18 protein-coding genes, 1 tRNA gene and 1 pseudogene are annotated in these 18,917 nt (G+C 63.7%); 13 read left to right on the forward strand and 7 right to left on the reverse strand.

Annotated elements, in window-relative coordinates; genetic code table 11:
• The first annotated feature begins 33 nt into the window (after positions 1–33).
• The 6 genes from DNX69_RS01540 to DNX69_RS01565 all read left to right on the forward strand — a co-directional run bounded on the left by DNX69_RS01540 (position 34) and on the right by DNX69_RS01565 (position 6,366).
• The gene (locus DNX69_RS01540) at positions 34–813 is read left to right on the forward strand and encodes a class I SAM-dependent methyltransferase (RefSeq protein ID WP_110784268.1); all 780 of its coding nucleotides are present in this window, start codon (positions 34–36) and stop codon (positions 811–813) included.
• Positions 814–889: 76 nt separating this feature from the next.
• Positions 890–2,413, forward strand: a complete 1,524-nt coding sequence (locus tag DNX69_RS01545) for an ABC transporter substrate-binding protein (RefSeq protein ID WP_110784269.1) — start codon at positions 890–892, stop codon at positions 2,411–2,413.
• The gene (locus DNX69_RS01550; RefSeq protein ID WP_165825161.1) at positions 2,410–3,348 is read left to right on the forward strand and encodes an ABC transporter permease; all 939 of its coding nucleotides are present in this window, start codon (positions 2,410–2,412) and stop codon (positions 3,346–3,348) included. Before DNX69_RS01545 ends, DNX69_RS01550 begins: the two co-directional genes overlap by 4 nt.
• Positions 3,345–4,118, forward strand: a complete 774-nt coding sequence (locus DNX69_RS01555; RefSeq protein WP_110784271.1) for an ABC transporter permease — start codon at positions 3,345–3,347, stop codon at positions 4,116–4,118. Before DNX69_RS01550 ends, DNX69_RS01555 begins: the two co-directional genes overlap by 4 nt.
• Positions 4,115–5,575, forward strand: coding sequence for an ABC transporter ATP-binding protein (locus tag DNX69_RS01560; RefSeq protein ID WP_110784272.1), 1,461 nt, complete (start codon positions 4,115–4,117; stop codon positions 5,573–5,575). Before DNX69_RS01555 ends, DNX69_RS01560 begins: the two co-directional genes overlap by 4 nt.
• Positions 5,576–5,580: 5 nt before the next feature.
• Positions 5,581–6,366: a class I SAM-dependent methyltransferase gene (locus DNX69_RS01565; RefSeq protein ID WP_110784273.1), complete on the forward strand. Its 786-nt coding sequence runs from the start codon at positions 5,581–5,583 to the stop codon at positions 6,364–6,366.
• Positions 6,367–6,400: 34 nt separating this feature from the next.
• Here the strand turns inward: DNX69_RS01565 and DNX69_RS01570 are convergent, their stop codons facing one another.
• Positions 6,401–7,354, reverse strand: a complete 954-nt coding sequence (locus DNX69_RS01570) for a helix-turn-helix transcriptional regulator (protein WP_110784274.1) — start codon at positions 7,352–7,354, stop codon at positions 6,401–6,403.
• Between the two features lie 132 nt (positions 7,355–7,486).
• Here DNX69_RS01570 and DNX69_RS01575 point away from each other — a divergent pair, with 132 nt between their 5' ends.
• From DNX69_RS01575 to DNX69_RS01590, 4 genes and pseudogenes are all read left to right on the forward strand, one after another.
• A complete protein-coding gene (locus DNX69_RS01575; protein ID WP_110784275.1) occupies positions 7,487–9,517 on the forward strand; it encodes a TonB-dependent receptor in 2,031 nt (676 codons plus the stop codon).
• Positions 9,517–10,764: an MFS transporter gene (locus DNX69_RS01580; protein ID WP_110784276.1), complete on the forward strand. Its 1,248-nt coding sequence runs from the start codon at positions 9,517–9,519 to the stop codon at positions 10,762–10,764. The genes DNX69_RS01575 and DNX69_RS01580 overlap by 1 nt, the downstream gene beginning before the upstream one ends.
• Positions 10,761–11,918 carry an FAD-dependent monooxygenase gene (locus DNX69_RS01585; RefSeq protein WP_110784277.1) on the forward strand — a complete coding sequence of 386 codons (1,158 nt, stop codon included), beginning with the start codon at positions 10,761–10,763 and terminating at the stop codon, positions 11,916–11,918. Before DNX69_RS01580 ends, DNX69_RS01585 begins: the two co-directional genes overlap by 4 nt.
• 139 nt (positions 11,919–12,057) lie before the next feature.
• Positions 12,058–12,208 (forward strand): annotated as a pseudogene (locus DNX69_RS01590) (IS3 family transposase); the annotation flags it as partial.
• A gap of 132 nt (positions 12,209–12,340) precedes the next feature.
• Here DNX69_RS01590 and DNX69_RS01595 read toward each other — a convergent pair.
• Positions 12,341–12,556, reverse strand: coding sequence for a hypothetical protein (locus DNX69_RS01595; RefSeq protein ID WP_110784351.1), 216 nt, complete (start codon positions 12,554–12,556; stop codon positions 12,341–12,343).
• Positions 12,557–12,963: 407 nt separating this feature from the next.
• On the opposite strand from DNX69_RS01595, the gene DNX69_RS01600 reads away from it, so the two are divergent.
• The gene (locus DNX69_RS01600; protein WP_110784278.1) at positions 12,964–13,209 is read left to right on the forward strand and encodes a BrnA antitoxin family protein; all 246 of its coding nucleotides are present in this window, start codon (positions 12,964–12,966) and stop codon (positions 13,207–13,209) included.
• Here DNX69_RS01600 and DNX69_RS01605 read toward each other — a convergent pair.
• The gene (locus tag DNX69_RS01605; protein WP_110784279.1) at positions 13,206–14,096 is read right to left on the reverse strand and encodes a DMT family transporter; all 891 of its coding nucleotides are present in this window, start codon (positions 14,094–14,096) and stop codon (positions 13,206–13,208) included. The genes DNX69_RS01600 and DNX69_RS01605 overlap by 4 nt on opposite strands.
• 189 nt (positions 14,097–14,285) lie before the next feature.
• On the opposite strand from DNX69_RS01605, the gene DNX69_RS01610 reads away from it, so the two are divergent.
• Both DNX69_RS01610 and DNX69_RS01615 read left to right on the forward strand, forming a co-directional pair.
• Positions 14,286–14,687: a RidA family protein gene (locus DNX69_RS01610; RefSeq protein ID WP_110784280.1), complete on the forward strand. Its 402-nt coding sequence runs from the start codon at positions 14,286–14,288 to the stop codon at positions 14,685–14,687.
• A gap of 90 nt (positions 14,688–14,777) precedes the next feature.
• Positions 14,778–14,981, forward strand: coding sequence for a hypothetical protein (locus tag DNX69_RS01615; protein ID WP_110784352.1), 204 nt, complete (start codon positions 14,778–14,780; stop codon positions 14,979–14,981).
• A 111-nt stretch (positions 14,982–15,092) separates the two neighbouring features.
• Here DNX69_RS01615 and DNX69_RS01620 read toward each other — a convergent pair whose 3' ends face one another.
• The 4 genes from DNX69_RS01620 to DNX69_RS01635 form a co-directional block, all read right to left on the reverse strand.
• Positions 15,093–15,272 (reverse strand): light-harvesting protein, encoded by a 180-nt coding sequence (locus DNX69_RS01620; protein ID WP_110784281.1) that lies wholly within the window; start codon positions 15,270–15,272, stop codon positions 15,093–15,095.
• 25 nt (positions 15,273–15,297) lie between these two features.
• Positions 15,298–15,441 carry a light-harvesting antenna LH1, beta subunit gene (gene pufB / locus DNX69_RS01625; protein ID WP_011158204.1) on the reverse strand — a complete coding sequence of 48 codons (144 nt, stop codon included), beginning with the start codon at positions 15,439–15,441 and terminating at the stop codon, positions 15,298–15,300.
• 371 nt (positions 15,442–15,812) lie between these two features.
• Positions 15,813–15,888 (reverse strand) — tRNA-Lys (locus tag DNX69_RS01630).
• 154 nt (positions 15,889–16,042) lie between these two features.
• Entirely contained in the window at positions 16,043–18,877 is a 2,835-nt protein-coding gene (locus DNX69_RS01635) for a glycosyltransferase (RefSeq protein WP_110784282.1), read from the reverse strand.
• Between the last annotated feature and the right edge of the window lie 40 nt (positions 18,878–18,917).

The raw sequence follows: 18,917 nt of genomic DNA on the forward strand, positions 1-18,917 counted from the left end.
CGGTGTCTCGATCGTCTCCGGGGAGGAAACCGCATGTCTCAGCATCTGGCCAACTTCGCGTTGAAGGAGGAGATCCGCGAGTATTGGAGCCGCAGGGCCGAGACGTTCGATCAGTCCCCGCTACACGGCATGCAGGCTCCGGGCGAGAAGGCCGCATGGCTGGATCTGATCGGAAGCCATGTGGCGGCGCCGGCCGGCGCCGACGTACTTGAGCTCGCCTTCGGCACCGGCGAGATCACGTCGGTGTTGCTGGCGCTCGGCTTCCGCGTCACGGGGTTGGATCTGACCGAAGCGATGCTTCGAAAGGCGAAGGCGAAACACGCCGGAGCCTCCGATCTGTCGTTGTTTTTGGGCGACGCGGAGGACACCCGCGAAGACGACGAAAGCCATGATGCCATCGTGATGCGGCATCTGGTGTGGACGTTGGTCGACCCGATGGCGGCTTTTCGCGATTGGTACCGGGTCGTCCGCCCCGGCGGGCGGATCGTGATCATCGACGGCGACTTCGCGGAGACCTCGCTGCTGAAGCGGTGGCGCCGCAAGCTCGCGCAATGGATGGAGAGACGAGAGGGAACGCAGGCCCCGGTGATCGATTGGGCGGCGCATGAAGCCATCATGCGACAGATCTATTTCAGCCGCGGCTTGAGGCCGAACGCGCTCCGGCAGATGCTGACTGAGGCCGGTTTCGGCGATTTCCGCATCGAAGGTCTCGAACCGGTTCGAAAGGCGCAGCGCCGCGGAGCCAGTCTTGCGACGCGTCTGAAGGTCGGTCTGTCGGACAGCTTCATCCTGTCCTGCGCCAAGCCGCGATGATACGCGCTCTGTTCGCGTCTTCGGCGATGCGGCGGCGGGGCGAGCACGCTGCGCGCATGGTCGGACGACCGCGCAGATGCTGACCCGCCGACATTTGCTCGCTGCGGCTCTTGCATCTGCGGTGATCCCGGCTGCTCGTGCGAGTGACCGCACTCTTCGCGTCGTCGGAGCCACCGGTCTGGCCGGTGAGGACGCAACCGTCTCTCCTTATCTGGTGCAGAATCTCGAGGTCGGTGAGGGGCTGTTCAGGGTCGGGCCTCTCGGTAGGATCGAGCCCTGCCTGGCGATCGCGAGCGAGACGTCGGCCGACGGATTGACGTGGCGGTTTTCGCTCGATCCGTCCGCACCGTTTCACGACGGAACGAAGGTGTCGTCCGAGATCGTGGCGTCCAGCATCGGTCGCGCGCGGCAGATCCCGGCATCGGCCTTGTATCGCGCGCCGATCGGTTCGATCGCCGCAGAGGACGACAGCGTCGTCGTCCGTCTCGACAGGCCCTTCGCGATTCTGCCGGCGATCCTGGCCGCGGCCTCTTCGATCATCCTGGCTCCGTCATCCTACGCGGCGGCGGGGCAGGTAGGGATTCCGGTCGGCACGGGGCCGTTCAAGATCGACTCATTGGTCGACAACAACATCCTCGAATTGTCCTCCGCGAGGCGCCAAGCCTCTCCCGCTGCGATCGCGCGCGTGCGTTACTTGGCGGTGACGGACGCGGACACGCGCGCCCGCATGGTGGAATCCAGGGACGCGGAGATCGCCTATGTGGTTTCGCCGATCGCTGCCGAGCGGCTGGCGCGCAATTCCAGCCTGTGCGTCGTCCGAACTCCGGCCCCGCGTCTGCGCTACGTGATGGTCAATGCCGCAGACGCGCGGTTGTCCGACATCCGGGTGCGCCGGGCGTTGTCGCTGGCGCTCGACCGCGCGGCCGCCGCACGGGCGGTGCTGCGCAATCCCGGCGCTGCAGCGACGGGGCTGATGCCGCCGATCCTGCCCGAATGGAGTTCGCCGGGCGCCGCAACGCTGGACTACAATCTTGCCGAGGCCGAAGCGTTGCTTCAGGCCGCCGGATGGGAGCGTCAGGCCGAAGGCCCGCGCCGGCGCGGCGAGCAGCGCCTGGCGTTCACGCTCAGCACTTATGCGATGCGGCCGGAATTGCTGCCTCTGGCGACAGTCATGCAGGCGCAATGGCGCAAGATCGGCGTCGATGTGGCGATCGAGACGGTGATGCCGGAGCGGATTCTGCAGAAGTCGCGGCATGGCAGTCTCGAACTCGGACTGATGACGCGATCGTATTTTGCCGTGCCGGACCCGGTCGCGACGCTGGCGGACGATTTCCTCTCAACATCGTCCGCCCGCGGCTGGGGCGCGGTGGGATGGAGCTCGCACGAGCTCGACGATGCGCTGCTCGGCTACGAGTCCACATCCTCCGAGCCGGTTCGCACGGCGGCGCGACAGACCATCACGCGCATCCTGCTCGACGAGCTGCCGATCATTCCCCACTCCTGGTACGAACATGTGCTCGCCCACACCAGGCAGGTGACAGGCGTGATCAGCGATCCGTTCGAAGCCAGTTTTCGGATCAGCCGGATGCAATGGGCATGATCGAGCTCGCGGCACGGATGCTCGCTCGGTTGCTGCTCCGAATGGTCGGGGTGACGCTGGTTCTGGTGTCGCTCAGTTTCATGATGGTCGAATATCTTCCGGGCGACGTCGCCTTTCAGGTGGCCGCCGCGCGGTACGACGTGGAAAACGTCACGCCGGATGTCGAGGCGGCGGTTCGGCGCGAGCTGGGTCTCGATCAGCCGGCCGCCGTGCGCTTCGGCAAGTGGCTCGGAGCGCTCGCGCGCGGCGATCTCGGCCGGTCCGTGGTCACCCATCAGCCGGTCGCCGCGATGCTGGACGCCCCGCTGCGACGCACGCTGCTGCTGGTGGCGCTGTCGATCCCCATCTCGGTGGCATTCGGCATCCCCCTCGGCCTCTGGCTCGGCCGAACGCCTTCCGGCCTGACGGTCGCCAAGCTGTCGGGGGCGTTGGCGTCCGGAACGCCGACCTACGTGATCGGTCTGCTTCTCGTCCTGATCGTCTCCATCAAATGGAACATGCTGCCATCCGCCGGTTACGGCGGCGCTGCGTTTCTGGTTCTGCCGGCGGCCACGCTCGCTTTGCGCGGGATGGTCCGCATCGCGCTGTTCACCGCGGTCTGTATCGCTGAGGCGTTGGAGCATCCCAGCATCGGCTTCGCCCGCATGAAAGGGCTCGGTGAAACGGCCGTATTGGTTGGGCACGCCCTGCCGATGTCGTCGACACCGATCATCGCTTTCGTCTTTGCGACACTCGCGGCTCACCTCGAGGGTACGGCCGTCGTCGAGCAGTTGTTCGCCTATCCCGGACTGGGGAAGTTGCTGGTGGATTCGGTGCTGGCGCGGGACGTGCCGATGATGCAGGCCTGCGCCCTCGTGGTGGGCATGCTGATCGTCGTCTGCAACACGCTCGCCGAGTTCAGTGTTCGGCTGTTCGACCGCCGGACGAGAACATGACGCGACTACAGGTAGTCGGGCTCGTGCTGATCCTGGCGATGCTGACGCTGGCCGCCATCGGACCGGCGATCGCGCCGTCGCCGAACGAACAGGATCTGGCCAGCGCCTTGCAGCCACCGTCTTGGGACTATCTGCTCGGCACGGACGGCCTCGGCCGCAGCGTCGCCGCGCGGCTCGCGACCGGATCGCGGACGTCGCTTTTGATCGCCGTCACGGCGATGACGATCGCTCTCGTCTTGGGCACCGGCCTGGCGCTCGCCGCGGCTCTCGTGCCTCGCCTTCGCGGTCCGATCCGCTGGCTGCTCGACATCTTCCAGGCCTTTCCATCGTTCGTCGGCATTCTGCTTCTGTCCGGCATCTTCCCGCCGACACCGCTCACGATCGCCGTCAATGTCGCGCTGATGTCGTGGCCGGAGCCGTGCCGGGTCGCGCTCCTCGCCGCGGAGTCCGCGATGCGGAGCACAGCGGTCGAAGCCGCCGCTCTGGTGAAGCTGCCGCGTCGGTCGATTGCGCTGAAGCTGGTGCTGCCGCGTCTTGCCGATCCGCTGGCCGCGCTCGGCGCGATGCTGTTCGGCCAGGCCATCCTTCAGGTCGCGGCGCTCGGCTTTCTCGGACTCGGACTGAATCCGCCGGCGCCGGAGTGGGGCACCATGATCGCGGAGGCGCTGCCTTACATCGCGGATGCGCCGCATCTGTTGATCGCGCCATCGGCCGCCATCGTGGCCAGCGTCGGCGGCATGTTGCTGCTAGCCGATCGGGCCAAAGCATGACTGCGGGCACAGAGCTGCTGATCGTCGAGCGGTTGAGCGTGACCGATCGGAGCGGCAGGACGTTGATCTCGAATGTCGACCTGCATCTGGGCAAAGGAGCGGTTCACGTCATCCTGGGTGAGACCGGCGCGGGCAAGAGTATCGTTTGCGCGGCGATTGCCGGCACGCTTCCGGCCGAACTCGACATCTCCGGCTCGGTGGTTCTTGGCGGACGGGAACTGGCCCGCCTGACCGGGAGCGAGCGCCGCGCGCTGTGGTCGCGCGATCTGTTTCTGCTGCCGCAGGAGCCGTGGAACGCGCTGGCCCAGACTCGGACTCTGCAGCGGCAATTAGCCGACATGCCTCGTTTGTTCGACGGAGCGGGTCGCGGGCGTGCAAGCCGTGTGGCACGAGGACTTCTGCAGCGCTTCGGCCTGTCGCCCGTCACCGATGGATCGAAGCTGCCCTGTGAAATTTCCGGAGGAATGGCACAGCGCGCCAGCATCGCCACCGCGTTGGCGTCACCGGCGCGCCTGATCCTGGTCGACGAACCGACCAAAGGGCTCGACGCGGCGTGCCGAGAGGAGATCGCCGAAGCGCTGCGCGTGCTGGCTTCGGAGGGCCGCTCGATTGTCGCCGTGACCCATGATCTGTCGTTCGCCCGCATGCTCGGCGGCACGCTTTCGGTGCTGCGGGACGGCGGCGTGGTCGAAACGGGCCCGACGGCGGATGTGTTGCAGGCGCCGCGAACTGACTATGTGCGCGATCTGGTCGATGCGGAGCCGTCGCGCTGGCCGCGCCGCCGCTATGCGCCCTCTGACACGATCTTGGAGCTGGATCGCGCCACGATCAGCGTCGGCGAGGATCGTCGTCCACTGATCACCGAGCTGTCGCTATCTGCCCGTGCCGGGGAGATCGTCGGTCTCTGCGGACCATCCGGTTGTGGCAAGACGACATTGGGGAACGTGCTGCTGAAGCTCGCCGCCCCGGCCGCGGGACGCGTGACATGGTCGCTGTCGGACAAGCGGCGATATCAGAAGATCTATCAGAACCCGGGAGCGGCCTTCGCGCCATGGCGAACCATCGGGGCGACCGTTCGCGATGCTCTCGATCATGCGAACGACCGTGGGCGTTCGCTTCCCCGATTGCTGCACAGCGTCGGTGTCGCGGAAAGCATTCTGGAGCGGCGGCCGCATCAGGTGTCGGGGGGCGAATTGCAGCGGATCTCGCTCGTCAGGGCGCTGCTGTGCGCTCCCGCCTTCATCTTCGCGGACGAACCCACGTCTCGGCTCGATGTCGTGACGCAACGGAAGATCATGGATCTGCTCGCCGATATCGCGATCGCGCAGAAGATCGCGGTCGTGCTCGTCAGTCACGACGCCGATCTGATCGACCGCATGACCGAGCGCTCGATCACGATTCATCCTCTCGATCATTCGGCGCCGCTCGGCGTCCCGGCTTTTCGATCCCTGCGGTGAGCACCATGGCCCTGAACAACTACACGCTGAAAGACGAAATCAGATCCTATTGGTCGGCGCGCGCGGAGACCTTCGACAATTCGCCGGGCCACGGCATTCGTTCGATCGGCGAGCGGGACGCCTGGGCGAGGCTGCTTGGCGAACACTTCGAAGGCTCCGAGGTGTCCGAGGTTCTGGAACTCGCATCGGGGACCGGCGAGATCACGGCCGTTCTGCTGTCGATGGGTCTTGCCGTGACGGCGATCGATCTGTGCGAGCCGATGATCGCCCAAGCCGCGGCCAAACACGTCAACGCGCAGAAGCGGGTGAAATTTCATCTCGGCGATGCGGAAAACACGATGATGCCGGATCAGCGCTTCGACGCCGTGGTGTCACGCCATCTCGTCTGGACGCTGCCCGACCCCGAAGCCGCCTTCGCCGACTGGCTGCGCGTCCTCCGGCCGGGTGGCCGGGTGGTGATCATCGATGGCGACTGGGTGACGGCGCCGAAGCGCACCTCCGCTCTGATCGCACGCCGAATCGTGGGATGGCTCGACAGATGGGGCGGAACGAAGTCCCATTCGGACGAGGACACTCATCAGCGAATCCTGTCCCAGGTGTACTTCCGGGATGGACTGCGCCGCGACCGGCTGTGTGCGATGCTCGCGGAAGCCGGCTTTGAGAACATCCGGCACGGCGGATTACAGAGCATCTGGAAAGAGCAACTGAAGACGATGTCCTTCAAGGACCGGCTGAGCCTCGGATATTGGTATTGGCACTACTTCATCGTATCGGCGCAAAAGCCGAACTAGATCGGTTTGTTTCGTGAGCAACAGCTGAACTTGATCATCGTACATAGCGACTTGGTGACACGCCCTTCGCAGCAGCGAAGATTTTGCTGAAGTGGCTCAGGCTTTCAAAGCCCACGGACAGTGCAGCTTGCGTAACCGACTCGCCATCGAGCAGGAGACGTGCCGCCGCTTCCAGCCGGACTTCGCGCAGGTAGGCATGCACGGAATTGCCAACGACATGACGGAAGCCCTCTTTCAGCTTGCGCTCGTTCAATCCAACGTGACGGGCGAGCTTCGCAATGGTCCAATCGAGATGATAACTGCTGCCGATGAGGTTCTGCGCCTGAAGGATCTTTGCGCGGTCGTTGGACTTGAAGACGCTCTTGCGTCCTGATGGGCGGCTCAAAGTGTCGACGACGATGCTGAGACTCTCCACAGCCTTGCTGTAAAGAAACAGGTTGCGCGACAGATCGTGAGCTCTCTTGCAGTCGAGGATCTCACGTGCCGTCTTCAAAAGCGCGGGAGGAGCCTTCCACCCTGCAAGCGTAACGCGTTGATCGGGCCGGCTGTGTTCGGTCAGGAGATCACCGCCGATCCGGGCGAGTGGCGCGCCGCCGGCTTTCACCAGGAACCTCTGCTCGAAACGAAGATCGATAACATTGAAACGCTGTCCGGCGACAAAACGGTTCTCGCCGCGGACCGGACCAGAGCTCGTAAACAGAACCGCCATTCCCGGCTCGACCGAAAGCGGTTTGGCGCCATCAATTGAAAGCGTCCCACGGCCATCCAGAAAGACGCTGAGCGAAAACGTGGCTGGCCCTTCCGGGTGAATGATCGCATCCTGCGCGGCGATTGCATCGATCGCATAGATCGTAACGTCATCGTCCGGCTGATCGATGCGGGTGGCGGCGGTCCAGCCGAGAGCATCGATCTCACGATCGACTGCAGCACGCCATGTCGTCTCGCTTTCGAGACAATCGCCGAAAACCCTGTTGTCCGGAGAACACATGTTACCTCGATTAGCGATGTGATGTGTTCTTCGTTCTGTTTCCATCAACGTCCGTACCAAAATCGCTAGACATGATCACTCGGGCAAAGAATAGGAGATAACGACGCATTTGTGGTCTTCGGGAAAATAGAAATGTTCTTAAAAGCCTCGTGGTTGGCCGCGATCTCAAGCCTAACTTTGATTGCTTCTAATCACAGCCTGAGAGCACAAACAGCCTCGTCCACACAAATTCCGCTCGACACAATTTCGGTCACGGCAAACAAGCGAGAGCAGGCGATCGATAAGGTCGATGGCGGCGTCTCCGTAGCGACAGCGGCGGAATTGCGTGAGAAGAACGTTCGCAGTGTCGATGATTTGCAGAAAGTGTTTCCGGGCCTGGTGATCAACAGCCGCGGCACCAACGTCTACGCGAACTTCACGATACGCGGTATGTCGTCTCCGGATTACTACAGCCCATCCGTGCAGGTTTATGTCGACGGCGTACCGCAGGCGTCGTCCGCGATGGTCCAGACGCTGGACAACGTCGAGCGCGTCGAGTTTCTGCGGGGTCCGCAGGGCTCACTCTATGGCCGCAATGCGTTCGGCGGCGTCATCAACATCATCACCCGAAAGCCGCGCGAGTCCACGGCGACCGTGTTTGGAACAGCGGCCAATCGACTATTCGCGGCCGGTGTGAACGCGACCGGCGTTCTCATTCCCGAGACGCTGTTCTTTGATCTGTCGGTCAAGGAGACACATCGGGTCGGGCAGCTCAAGGACAGCAATGGCGGCAACAATCACATCGACGGTTCCGACGATTTCTTCGGCCGGGTTGGATTGCGATATGCACCGCTCGGCGGCCCGTTTGACGCGAATATGTGGGTGTCTCGCGATCACTTGCGATCGCGCGAAGAGAATGCCGTCCTCGATAGTGACGTCGCCAACCGCATCTATCGCAGTTCCATCCTCGGGCCATACAATGAATTGACGCGGCATACGACCAATGCCGGCATATCGTGGAATTATCGCTTCGGCGACATGACGCTGTCGAGCACGACATCGTTCCAAGACGTCGATCTGCAACGAAAGCTCTTCGGCGGCGAATATCCGGAGACGGATCGCAATTTTTATCAGGAAATGAAGTTGACCTACGACGGTGGCGGTCCGCTGAAGGGTGTGGTCGGCGCGTCGTATTGGAACGACTGGTTCACGCGTAATGCGATGCCAGGCACGCCCTATGCGAGCCGCAATAAGGTGGAGAGCCGCAGCGCCGCCGTGTTCGGCGAATTCACCTACGCGCTGACCGATCGGCTTGACGTCACGGCGGGCGCGCGGGGCGCATACGACTGGTCGTCGGTCGATTTCAGCGGCCTCGATTTTGCGACCTTCGGATCGATGGCCTTCGACGAAAGGGCCAGCTTCACCAGCTTTCAGCCCAAGGTGTCGCTCGGCTACCAGTTGACCGATCAGGTGCGTCTCTACGGCCTGATCTCGGAAGGGTACAAGGCAGGCGGATTCAATCACGCTGTCTCGTTCGCCGCCGACGCGCTTCCCTACAAGCCGGAGACGGCCTGGAACTATGAAATCGGCGCGCGTACGTCGCTGTTCGGCGGCGTGCTCACGCTGTCGACGGCGCTTTATCACATCGACTCCAAGGACAAGCAGATTTATGTCGGGCCTGTCGGCATGCAGGTGATCCGCAACGCAGGTGAGGCACGAAGCCAAGGGATCGAGGTCGAAGCCGTGCTCAAACCGACCGATCGCCTGACGTTGACGGCGAATGCGGCGTTCGGCCGATCTGAATTTACGGAGTTCGTCGATCCGTTGAGCGGCGTGAACTACACCGGAAACCGTGTGCCGTTTGCGCCGGATGTGACCGCGAACTTAAGCAGCCGCTATCAGGTTGATCAGAACGTCCTTCCCGGGCAACTGTACCTGAGCGGGGCGGTCCACGCGGTCAGCCGTAGCTATTTCGATGAGGCCAATAGCCTGTCGCAGGGCGCTTTTGCGACCTATGACGCAGCGGTGGAGTTCGTCTTCGACCAGGGGCCGGCGCTTCGGATCTTTGCGGAGAACCTGACGGACGAGGCATATCGGACGCACAGCTACCGGTATCTCGGCACAACGTTGAGCGTGGTTGGGCAGGGCCGTTTGATCGGCGCATCAATGCGGATGCAGTTCTGATGCCGTCCCCAGCCCGCGCGGTGCCTGCAGCGGAAGGTCTGTCGCTGGGACGCATTCTGGTCGTCATCGGCGGAATCTATACAGCGCAGAGCGTGGTCGGCGGATTGACGTTCCAGGGCATTCCGAGCGTGCTTCGCTCCGAAGGCGTCGCACTGGACGTGATCGGTCTGGTATCCATCGCCATGACGCCATGGGCTTTGAAGTTTCTGTGGGCGCCTTACGTCGAGCGTTACCGGCTGTCGGAGGGGCGCCGCTCGCGGCAAATCGTGGTGATCGGCGAGGCCATCGTGGCGCTCGCGCTGCTGTTGCTGGCGGCGGTCGGCCCGCACGATAAGGTCTGGCTGTTCGTGACGCTGGGTCTGATCGCGCTTTCATCGGCCACGGTCGATATCGCCTGCGATGCTTTTGCCATCGAGCAGTTACCTTCACGTCATCGCGGTTGGGGAAACATCGCGCAGGTCGGCGGGGGCTATTTCGGCCTGGTTTTCGGCAGCGGGCTGTTTCTCGTTCTCGTCGCCACGGTTGGCTGGCAAGGCGCGGCCGCCGCGATGGCCAGTCTGATCGTCGTGCTGACGCTGCCGTTTGCCCTGACACGTGAACCGCAGTCGGCGGCTCGGCCGCAGACCGCGCATCGCCCCAGTCTTGGCTTTGCGCTGTCGCGGCCGGAAGTGCGCTACGGCCTGTTGCTGACGGTCGCGTTCGAGATCGGGGTTCGTCTGACCCAAGGCATGATCGGTCCATTCCTTGTAGACGTCGGTATCGATCTTGCGACGCTCGGCATCCTCAACGGCATCGGCGGGACCATCGCCGGATTGGCGGGGACGTTGGTCGGCGGCGTGATGGTGCGATGGCTCAGGCCACGGCGCGCGGTGCTGCTCGCGGCGACGCTTCAGGCGGCGGTTCTGATCGTGCTGGCGCTGGTGGTGATGGCCGGCGTCCAGAGCTACATGGCGCTGGTTACGATCGCGATCCTCCAAACCGCCAGCATGGCCGCGGGTTTCGTGGCGCTGTATTCGCTGCTCATGGGGCTCGCATCGCTGCGGCAGGCGGGGGTCGACTTCACGTTGTTTCAATGCGCCGACGCGGCCATCGCCGGCGTCGCCGGCTTCGGCGCGGGCGTGGTGGCGCAACATCTGGGCTTTGGCTGGTGTTTCGCGGTGGCGGCGACCTTGGCTGTAACGGGGGCTGCTGTGGTCGGCGTTCTGCTGCGCGGCTTGCCGCAACCGGCGCTGGAGCCTGCGCAATGAAGACGCCGCTTGCAGTGATCGTCGGCGCCGGCGTTGCCGGGCTCGCGGCGGCGTGGTGGCTTCAGCGTATTGGATGGCGCACCCTCATCGTCGAGCGGTCCGGAAGCCTGCGCGATAGCGGTTACATGATCGGCCTGTCCGGGCCGGGCTACGACGCTGTCACTCGGATGGGTCTGTTGCCGCTTCTGCAATCTGCTTCTTATGAGATCAACGAGAACGTCTACCGCGACCGCCACGGGAAGGAGATTCTGCGGCTGCGCTATCGCGATGTTCTGCGCGGGCTGCCTTACCTCGCGGTTCGCCGTTCCGACCTGGTCGACGTCATGCGGGAGGCGATCAACTCGGATACCGAGATCCGCCTCGGCACAACCGTGACCACAATCACCGAGACGGCGGACTTGGTGACAGTTGGCTTGAGCGACGGGACCACGATCAAAGCCGATCTGCTGATCGGAGCCGATGGCGTTCGTTCCGCCTGCCGGCAGACGCTATTTGGCAATGCTGACTGTCTCGTGCCCCTCGGTTATCGATTTGCGGTCTATGATATCGATGTCAGCGTTCCGATCGATGCCGATTTTTTGTCGTATACCGAGCCTGGCCATCTCGCCGAATACTATGCCCTGAAAGATGGTCACCTCGCAGCCATGCATGTCTGGCGCGATGTCGATTCATCCTGGCTGCCGCCCGAGCAACGTTGGGCGTTGCTCGATCGGGTCGTCGCACGCAGTCATCTCGATGTTCGCCGTTTCATGGAGATGGCGCGTAGTGGGCCGCCGCCGACCCTCGACAGCTTGATCCTTGTAGACCTACCGCGGTGGTCGAAGGGACGAGTGACCCTGCTCGGTGACTCCGCTCATTGTCTGACGCTCGTGTCCGGACAGGGAGCCGGCATGGCAATCGCTTCGGCAGAGTTGTTGGCACAGGCATTGGCGCGCACCTCTGTTCCAGAGGCTCTTCGGCAGCACGATGCCAGCCTTCGACCTGCGATCCACCGTCTGCAACTACGCAGCCGGCGAATGGCAACGATGTTCATCCCGAACAGTGCCGCGGGTTTCTATGTTCGTAACCTGATCCTTCGTCATATGCCGCGTCCATGGTTGGGACGGTATCTTGCCAGCGCGGCCCGAAGTGAAGTCTCGCTGATCTCGTCCTAGATGGACTGCTTGCGCGAGCAAGGCGACAAATGCCAGGGCGGTGCCGCGCTGGCACCAGGCCGGTGCCGTACCGGCCCAGCGAGCGACGGCGGCTATGGCTGCTGTGCCGGGAGGAGCTCCATGATCGGCGGCGGGTCCACATAGCGACCGCGGCAGCCAGTATCTCGATCAAATGTACCGAGCGTCCAGCCGAAGCCGGCATCGAACCTTCGGGCGGCAGCGTCGACGATTCCGACGACGATGCTATCGCCGGAACCATCAATGGCCTCGACCAAGCCGAAGTGATCCATCACGCCGGCCGAAGCGGAGCAACGTTACGACGCTATGCTGGAACCACCGGCCATGGCTGCATCGGTCAATCCAAACAGCCTCCGGCAAATCGGAGGGGTGAGCTTCGATGAGCTGACGTCAGATGGCGTAGATCAGTTGCAGGAAAAGCGTTTCACCGCGTGCTTGGTGACGAAACCATAGCCGCAGGTGTCGCAGGTCCACAGGTAGCTCACCACGCTCTCGGTGAGATACGCCGATGCTTCGGCCGCGACCATCGAGTCGGCGCAGACCGGGCAGGTGGGAAGATCGCTGCCGCGTGGTGCGGGACGAGGAACGTTGGTCGACAGGACTTCAGCAATCGCCGGCATCGTGACCTCCTCATCATTCAAAGCGTTGGACCTGATTGTTCGGTGGATCTGATCGCTCAGACACATGTTCGACCGAAGTGATCACCACCTCAGTTGCACGAACTATACACTCGGAACTCTGACGATGTCGCAACACAAATGCGTTCGTTTTGAGAAATTCGATTCTGCACTGCACGCCCTGGACGAGACAGTGTGGCGAACTCTCGATTTCGAACACAGACGTTAGCGATTCAATTACTATTGCGGCTGGAAAGAGGGCGTGATCAACCGGTGACGAAGCCTGTCCGAGCTGAGTCTTGTGCGTCGCGAAGCGCAGCAGTTGCTCAGCGGGGGCGGAGCTTGATCGCCGGTCATTCGACGAGTCACTTCAACGCCTTAAGTCTGCTCAACCTGCCGAGAAAGCCGCCATGTCGCAGCCGCCCCGTCGCCCCCGCACGCTGAACGATGCCCGCACCGAGGCGGAGGCCGCCTTCAAGAAGGTCACCGCCAAGCCGGTGGAAGCGCCGCCGAAGCGTCAGGCGTTGCCCGGCGTGAAGGAGATGGTGTCGTTGCGGATCGATCAGGCCGTGCTGGAGCATTTCCAGGAAGGCGGCCCGGGCTGGCAGGACCGCATCAACGCGGCGCTGCGCAAGGCCGCCGGGCTCGACGATTAGGACGAGCGCCGGATCGGGGCGACTGCGGGCGGCCGCGGCGCGCCTCGCAGATTGAGCAGATTGCCGGTCAGGATCAGCGCAGCGCCGATCACCGTGAAGGCGTCGAGGCGCTCGCCGTAGATCAGCCAACCGGCCGTGGCCGACAGCGGCACCCGCAGGAAGTCCATCGGCACCACCACGGTGGCGTCCGCATTGGTCAGCGCCCGCGCCATGCAGTAGTGCGAAAACGTGCCGCAGAACGCCAGGATCACGATCCAGATCCAGGCATAGGCAGAGGGCCATTGCCACAGCCACAGCGCCGGAACGAGGCCCGCGGCGCTCTGGATGATCAGCATCCAGAAGATGATCGCGAGCGTGCTCTCGGTGCGGGTCAGCGACTTCATCAGGGTGACCGAGATTCCGAATCCGACTGCGGCGCCGAGCGCGATCAACTGGCCCGGATCGACCGAAGAGGTCGCGGGTCGCACGATGACCACGACGCCGATCAGCCCGAGCACGATCGCCGTGATCTTCCAGACGTTCATGTGCTCGCCGAGGAAGGTCGCGGCCAGGATCGCGATCCAGATCGGCATCGTGAACTCGATCGACACCACCTGGGCGATCGAGATCAGCGTCAGCGCGTAGAACCAGCCGAGCTGCGCGGCGTAATGCACCAGATTGCGGCTCAGATGCGCCAGGGGCCGCGATGTCGCCATCGCAGTCAGCCCGCCGAATCTGTGGATCAGCGGGTACAGCATCGCGAACCCGATCAGCGAGCGCAGCTCCATTACCTGGAACACGTTCAGCTCGCGCAGCGTCTCGCGGCCGGCGACGGCGACGATCACCATCAGCGCCAGCCAGCCGGCCATCCACAGCGCGGCTTTTAGGATCGAGGGAGAGCTGGTCATCGCGGCGGTTTGGCTCGTTGATGGCGTCGGCGTTTCCTTGCAGCGCTCTATCTTCGACAACGGCAGGCTTGGCAACCGCCGCACCGAAGAGGTCCGCCTGCGCCCGCTGCGGTTGATTTCCGCCGCCGCTTGTGCGCGCAATCGCGTTCAAAGCGGCGAACAAGCCGGATGCCAAGGGAGGATCGGAGGATGCGGGTGCTGCAACCGGACGGATGGGCGAAGCCGCGAGGCTTCTCACACGGCGTTGCCTTCAGTGGGCCCGGTCAGTGGCTGGTGCTGGCGGGCCAGACGGGGACCAACGATCAGGGCGAATACGAATCGGACGACCTCGCTGCCCAGGTCGGCGCAGCGCTGCGGCGTGTCATCCGGCTGCTGGCCGACGCCGGCGCCGGGCCGGAGCACATCGTGCGGCTGACCTGGTATCTCACCAGCCGCGCCGAATACGAGGCCGCTGGCGCAGGAATCGGCGCGGCCTGGAAGGAGACGCTGGGGCGGCATTTTCCGCCATCGACGCTACTCTATATCGGCGGGCTGGTCGATGCCCGTGCCAAGGTCGAGCTGGAGGTGACGGCGTTCGTGCCGGCGCGGTAACGTCGCCTGAACGACTTAGCCTTGCGGATGCTTGCCAGCGCGGCCGGTTTCGGCCAATCAGCCGCGAGCTTTTCCAAGGAGTTTCATTCGATGACCCAGCGCTCGACCTCGGCCGATTTCGTCACCGCCTTCGCCACCGGCTGGCCGGAGAATCAGCCGGAGGTGATGATCCTGTCGCTGACCACCCAGAAGGGTGTGCAGGACTTCGCCCTGACCAAGGAGCAGGCGCTGCTGGTGGCCAAGACCATCAAGCGCACCGCGACCGCGCTGGCAGCGCCGAAGGCGAGAGCCTGACTGCAAGTCTGCCGCACGGCAGCCAGCTTGCCGTGGCAAGCGGGCCCCAAACGAAAACCGGGCCCCTTTCGGAGCCCGGTTCGGCAATACCGCTCAGACGAGCAGAATTGATTAGCCGACGTTGACCGACGACTCGATCGCCGCGGCCTTGCCGTTCCAGTACTTCGAGAGCCAGGTGGTGTGCGACAGCACGGCGAAGTGCACCAGGATCGCGATCACGGTGACGCTGCCGAGCAGGAGCGGGAGACCGACGGTCGGCTTCACCACAGTCCAGATACGAGCTTGATTCATTTTCTATACTCCTTTGGGCAGCTAATTAGTGCAGCCAGGGCGAGTAAACGTAGGCGAGGAAGTGCGCGACGATCGCGATCGCACCGAAGATGCGGGTGCCATCGATCACGTGCTTGTGGAGCTCTTCGGACTCCTCGACCGTCAGGCCGGTCAGCGTCTTGTCAGCCATTTTGAGACCTCATAATGGGGTTTCTTGCGCATCGCCGAGCCGCGGTGCGGCCCTCGATGGCGCGCATATTGACCGGCTCCCCCGCGCCGAACATTGAGCAGGAACAAATTTTCGTGAGCAGTGCGTGATCCGTTGGTCGTAAGGCGGTTGGGAACTTTGGTTTCGCGCTGCCTGGCAGCCGCCGCACGAGGCCAGCCCACGGATGAAGCGGCCGCAAATGACCGCTGAACCGCGTCGCTTCCGCGCGCCGAGGCCATGCTCAATTCAATGCGGGAGAAGGGACGGCCGTGGTCGACGCCGAACGGCGACGCTGCTCATCGACGAGCCGCCACAACGTCTGGGCTGCACAATACATGACTATTCAAGACGGATGGTGAGCGCGGAGGGACTCGAACCCTCGACCCCATGATTAAAAGTCACGTGCTCTACCGGCTGAGCTACGCGCTCACGTGAGGCGCTGTGTAGGGGGCAGGGCCGGCGGGGTCAATACCCGCGGTGACCGCAGTTGCCTCGACCCAAGCCGAATTGGCTCAAGCCCACAGCTATTTATCCAATCTTCCTCGTGCAACCATTCAGCTTGCGCCGGCGGCTCCGATCGCCGTCAAGCGTCCCGCTGAAGATCGGAGCCGACTTTCTGCGGCGCCGGGATCGGGGTCGGCAGCGCCACCGGGCGCAGGCCGATCAATTCGGCGGTCCGCACCGCAGTCGCAGTCCACCAGCCGAACTGGTTGATTCGCGAGTTCTCGAGAATCGCGATCGCCACCGCGGCCAGGAACGGCAGACTCTGCAGCACCAGGACGCCGGCGAAGATGTAGATCTCGGTAATCTGGATGTTGCTGTTGGAGACCACCAGGATCGCGGCGCCGATCAGCAGCAGCACGCCGATCACCGCCTCCCAGAACGCCTGGAATTCGACCGACATCATCGTCAGTCCGCCCTTGGAGGTGCGGGCGAAGGCGAGGTGCTCGGTGATCAGGCCCTGGGCAACGGCGCGCGACACCGTCCACTGCACCGACATCGCTGCGATCATCGCGCCCAGCATCTGCGGCACGCCGACCTTCACCCGCAGCCGGTACAGCACCAGGAAGTGCGCCAGCGTCACGATGAACGAGGCGATGATCGGCAGGGTCAGGATCTTGTCGGGAATCGCGATGTCGGCGAAGGCGACGATCGGCACCCAGATCAGGTTGAGAATCGCCACCACCACGCCGAGGCTTTCGGCGCCGAGCCAGTTCAGCCAACCGACGCCGAACTCACGGCGCTGGTCGCGGGAGAGGCGGCTGTTGCCGGGCAGGAATCGCCGCCAGTGCTTCTTGATGATCTGGAAGCCGCCATAGGCCCAGCGATGGCGCTGCTTCTTGAACGCCTCGTAGGTGTCCGGCAGCAGGCCGTAGCCGTAGCGGGTGTTGGTGTAGTGGGTGAGCCAGCCGTGCTCCATGATCTCGAGGCCGAGATCGGAGTCCTCGCAGATGGTGTCGCTCGACCAGCCGCCGGCCATGTCCATCGCGGCGCGCCGGATCAGGCACATCGTGCCGTGCACGATGATGCCGTTGTATTCGTTGCGCTGGACCATGCCGATGTCGAAGAACCCGGCATATTCGCCGTTCATGATGTAGTGCATCAGCGAGCGGTCGCCGTCGCGATGCTCCTGCGGCGCCTGCACCAGGCCGACCCGCGGGTCGTCGAAGGCGGGGACGAGGTCCTTCAGCCAGTCCGGCGTCACCACATAGTCGGCGTCGATGATGCCGATGATCTCGGCGTCCGCCGCGGTGCGCTCCATCGCGATCCGCAGCGCGCCGGCCTTGAAGCCTTTGACCTTCTGGGCGTTGATGAACTTGAAGCGCTCGCCGAGCTCGCGGCAGTGTTCCCGGATCGGGTCGGTGAAGGCGGCGTCGGGCGTGTTGTTGATGATCACCACGACTTCGAAGTTCGGATAGTCGAGCCGCGCCAGCGCATCCAGCGTCTGCTTCAGCATCTCCGGCGGTTCGAAATAGGCCGGGACGTGGATCGAGACCTTCGGGGCCTTGATCGGCTCGCCCTTGGCGGTCGCGGCCACACGCTGAGCTTCCTGGGCTTCGGTGAGGGCGCGGGTGATCAGGCGGCGCGGCTTGCGGCCGAATGCCACGGCCGAAATTTCCTCGATCCGGGCGAGGGCGATCGCGACCAGGGGAACCAGCAGGATCATGCCCAGCGTCAGCGCGAAGGCCGAGCCGAACAGGAAGTAATGGCTGTTCCAAAAGGCGAACACGGTCGCGGCCCAGGCGCCGGCGCCATGGGCGGCGACCGACAGCAGCAGAGTCTGCATCGCCGTCGGGGCAGCGAGCTGCAGGATCGGTAGCGACAGCAGGATACCGACCAGAAGCGCGATGCCGGCGAGCTTCCAGTAGTTCGGATCGACCACCGGTCCCGTCCAGGCAAACTTCGGCTGGCGCGAGGCATCCAGGAAGCCCCAATACGGACCGACGCCGCCTTCGAAGAACTTCCAGGGCTGATCGATCGCTTCAACGATATTGTATTCCATGCCGATGGCGTCGGCGCGGCTAACGAAGTTGCGCAGCGTGACCGCCTGCTCGAACTGGCCGGGGACGGCCGCCTTGCGGTTATAGCCTGCGCTCGGCCAGCCGAATTCGGCGATCACGATGCGCTTGCCGGGGAAGGCGTCGCGCAGCTTCTGATAGATGATCATCGCCTGGTCGACCGCCTGCTTGGCGGAGAAGCCTTCCCAGTAAGGCAGGATGTGAGCGGCGATGAAGTCGACCGAGGAGGCGAGCTCGGGATGCTCGAGCCAGATGTTCCAGATTTCGCCTGAGGTGACCGGCGCTTTGACCTGAGACTTCACACGCTGGATCAGCCGGGTCAGCCGCCGCACGTTGTTCTCGGCCGTGGCCCAGCGCACTGCTTCGTCGCGCTTGTCGGCGGGCTGGGCTTCGGCGTCGCGAACCCGTTGGTTCTCTTCGGCGACGAGCCGGTAGCGCTCTTCATCGCTCAGGCCGAGATTTTCCAGGGGGATCTGGTCGCCGCGATACACCGTTTCGTTGCCGACCACGACGCCGCTGACATTGGCATTGTGTTTGGCGAGGTCGATCGCCGACTGGATTTCGCGCTCGTTGCGGGTGACGTCCTTGTCGATCCAGGCGCCGACATTGACCTTCAGGCCGAATTCGTTGGCGATCGGCGGCACCATCTCGGGGCCGCCCGTCGACGAATACAAGCGGACCGCGCGCGTCAGCGGCTCCAGCTTCTTCAGGTCGGCGCGGATGCGCTCGGCGGTGGGGAAGTTGTCGACGTCCGGATGTCCGGAGCCATCGAACGGCGCGTACGAAACGCTCGGCAATATGCCGGTGAAATCGGCTGCTTGTTGTTTCTCCCGAAGGAGGCCCCAGAGCCCGGCGTGAGCGGCAGCGACGAGAAACAGAACGACGACGACGACGCGCATCGCGACTAAACCATCAGGGGCCAAGTTGGCAGGTGGACCA

The organism is Rhodopseudomonas palustris (assembly GCF_003226555.1).
GTDB classification, from domain to species: domain Bacteria; phylum Pseudomonadota; class Alphaproteobacteria; order Rhizobiales; family Xanthobacteraceae; genus Rhodopseudomonas; species Rhodopseudomonas palustris_I.

Bases quoted from the DNA above. Each gene is read 5' to 3' on its own strand.
- DNX69_RS01540 (WP_110784268.1), top strand. From the start codon at position 34: ATGTCTCAGCATCTGGCCAACTTCGCGTTGAAGGAGGAGATCCGCGAG.
- DNX69_RS01545 (WP_110784269.1), top strand. From the start codon at position 890: ATGCTGACCCGCCGACATTTGCTCGCTGCGGCTCTTGCATCTGCGGTG.
- DNX69_RS01550 (WP_165825161.1), top strand. From the start codon at position 2,410: ATGATCGAGCTCGCGGCACGGATGCTCGCTCGGTTGCTGCTCCGAATG.
- DNX69_RS01555 (WP_110784271.1), top strand. From the start codon at position 3,345: ATGACGCGACTACAGGTAGTCGGGCTCGTGCTGATCCTGGCGATGCTG.
- DNX69_RS01560 (WP_110784272.1), top strand. From the start codon at position 4,115: ATGACTGCGGGCACAGAGCTGCTGATCGTCGAGCGGTTGAGCGTGACC.
- DNX69_RS01565 (WP_110784273.1), top strand. From the start codon at position 5,581: ATGGCCCTGAACAACTACACGCTGAAAGACGAAATCAGATCCTATTGG.
- DNX69_RS01570 (WP_110784274.1), bottom strand. From the start codon at position 7,354: ATGTGTTCTCCGGACAACAGGGTTTTCGGCGATTGTCTCGAAAGCGAG.
- DNX69_RS01575 (WP_110784275.1), top strand. From the start codon at position 7,487: ATGTTCTTAAAAGCCTCGTGGTTGGCCGCGATCTCAAGCCTAACTTTG.
- DNX69_RS01580 (WP_110784276.1), top strand. From the start codon at position 9,517: ATGCCGTCCCCAGCCCGCGCGGTGCCTGCAGCGGAAGGTCTGTCGCTG.
- DNX69_RS01585 (WP_110784277.1), top strand. From the start codon at position 10,761: ATGAAGACGCCGCTTGCAGTGATCGTCGGCGCCGGCGTTGCCGGGCTC.
- DNX69_RS01595 (WP_110784351.1), bottom strand. From the start codon at position 12,556: ATGCCGGCGATTGCTGAAGTCCTGTCGACCAACGTTCCTCGTCCCGCA.
- DNX69_RS01600 (WP_110784278.1), top strand. From the start codon at position 12,964: ATGTCGCAGCCGCCCCGTCGCCCCCGCACGCTGAACGATGCCCGCACC.
- DNX69_RS01605 (WP_110784279.1), bottom strand. From the start codon at position 14,096: ATGACCAGCTCTCCCTCGATCCTAAAAGCCGCGCTGTGGATGGCCGGC.
- DNX69_RS01610 (WP_110784280.1), top strand. From the start codon at position 14,286: ATGCGGGTGCTGCAACCGGACGGATGGGCGAAGCCGCGAGGCTTCTCA.
- DNX69_RS01615 (WP_110784352.1), top strand. From the start codon at position 14,778: ATGACCCAGCGCTCGACCTCGGCCGATTTCGTCACCGCCTTCGCCACC.
- DNX69_RS01620 (WP_110784281.1), bottom strand. From the start codon at position 15,272: ATGAATCAAGCTCGTATCTGGACTGTGGTGAAGCCGACCGTCGGTCTC.
- pufB (WP_011158204.1), bottom strand. From the start codon at position 15,441: ATGGCTGACAAGACGCTGACCGGCCTGACGGTCGAGGAGTCCGAAGAG.
- DNX69_RS01635 (WP_110784282.1), bottom strand. From the start codon at position 18,877: ATGCGCGTCGTCGTCGTCGTTCTGTTTCTCGTCGCTGCCGCTCACGCC.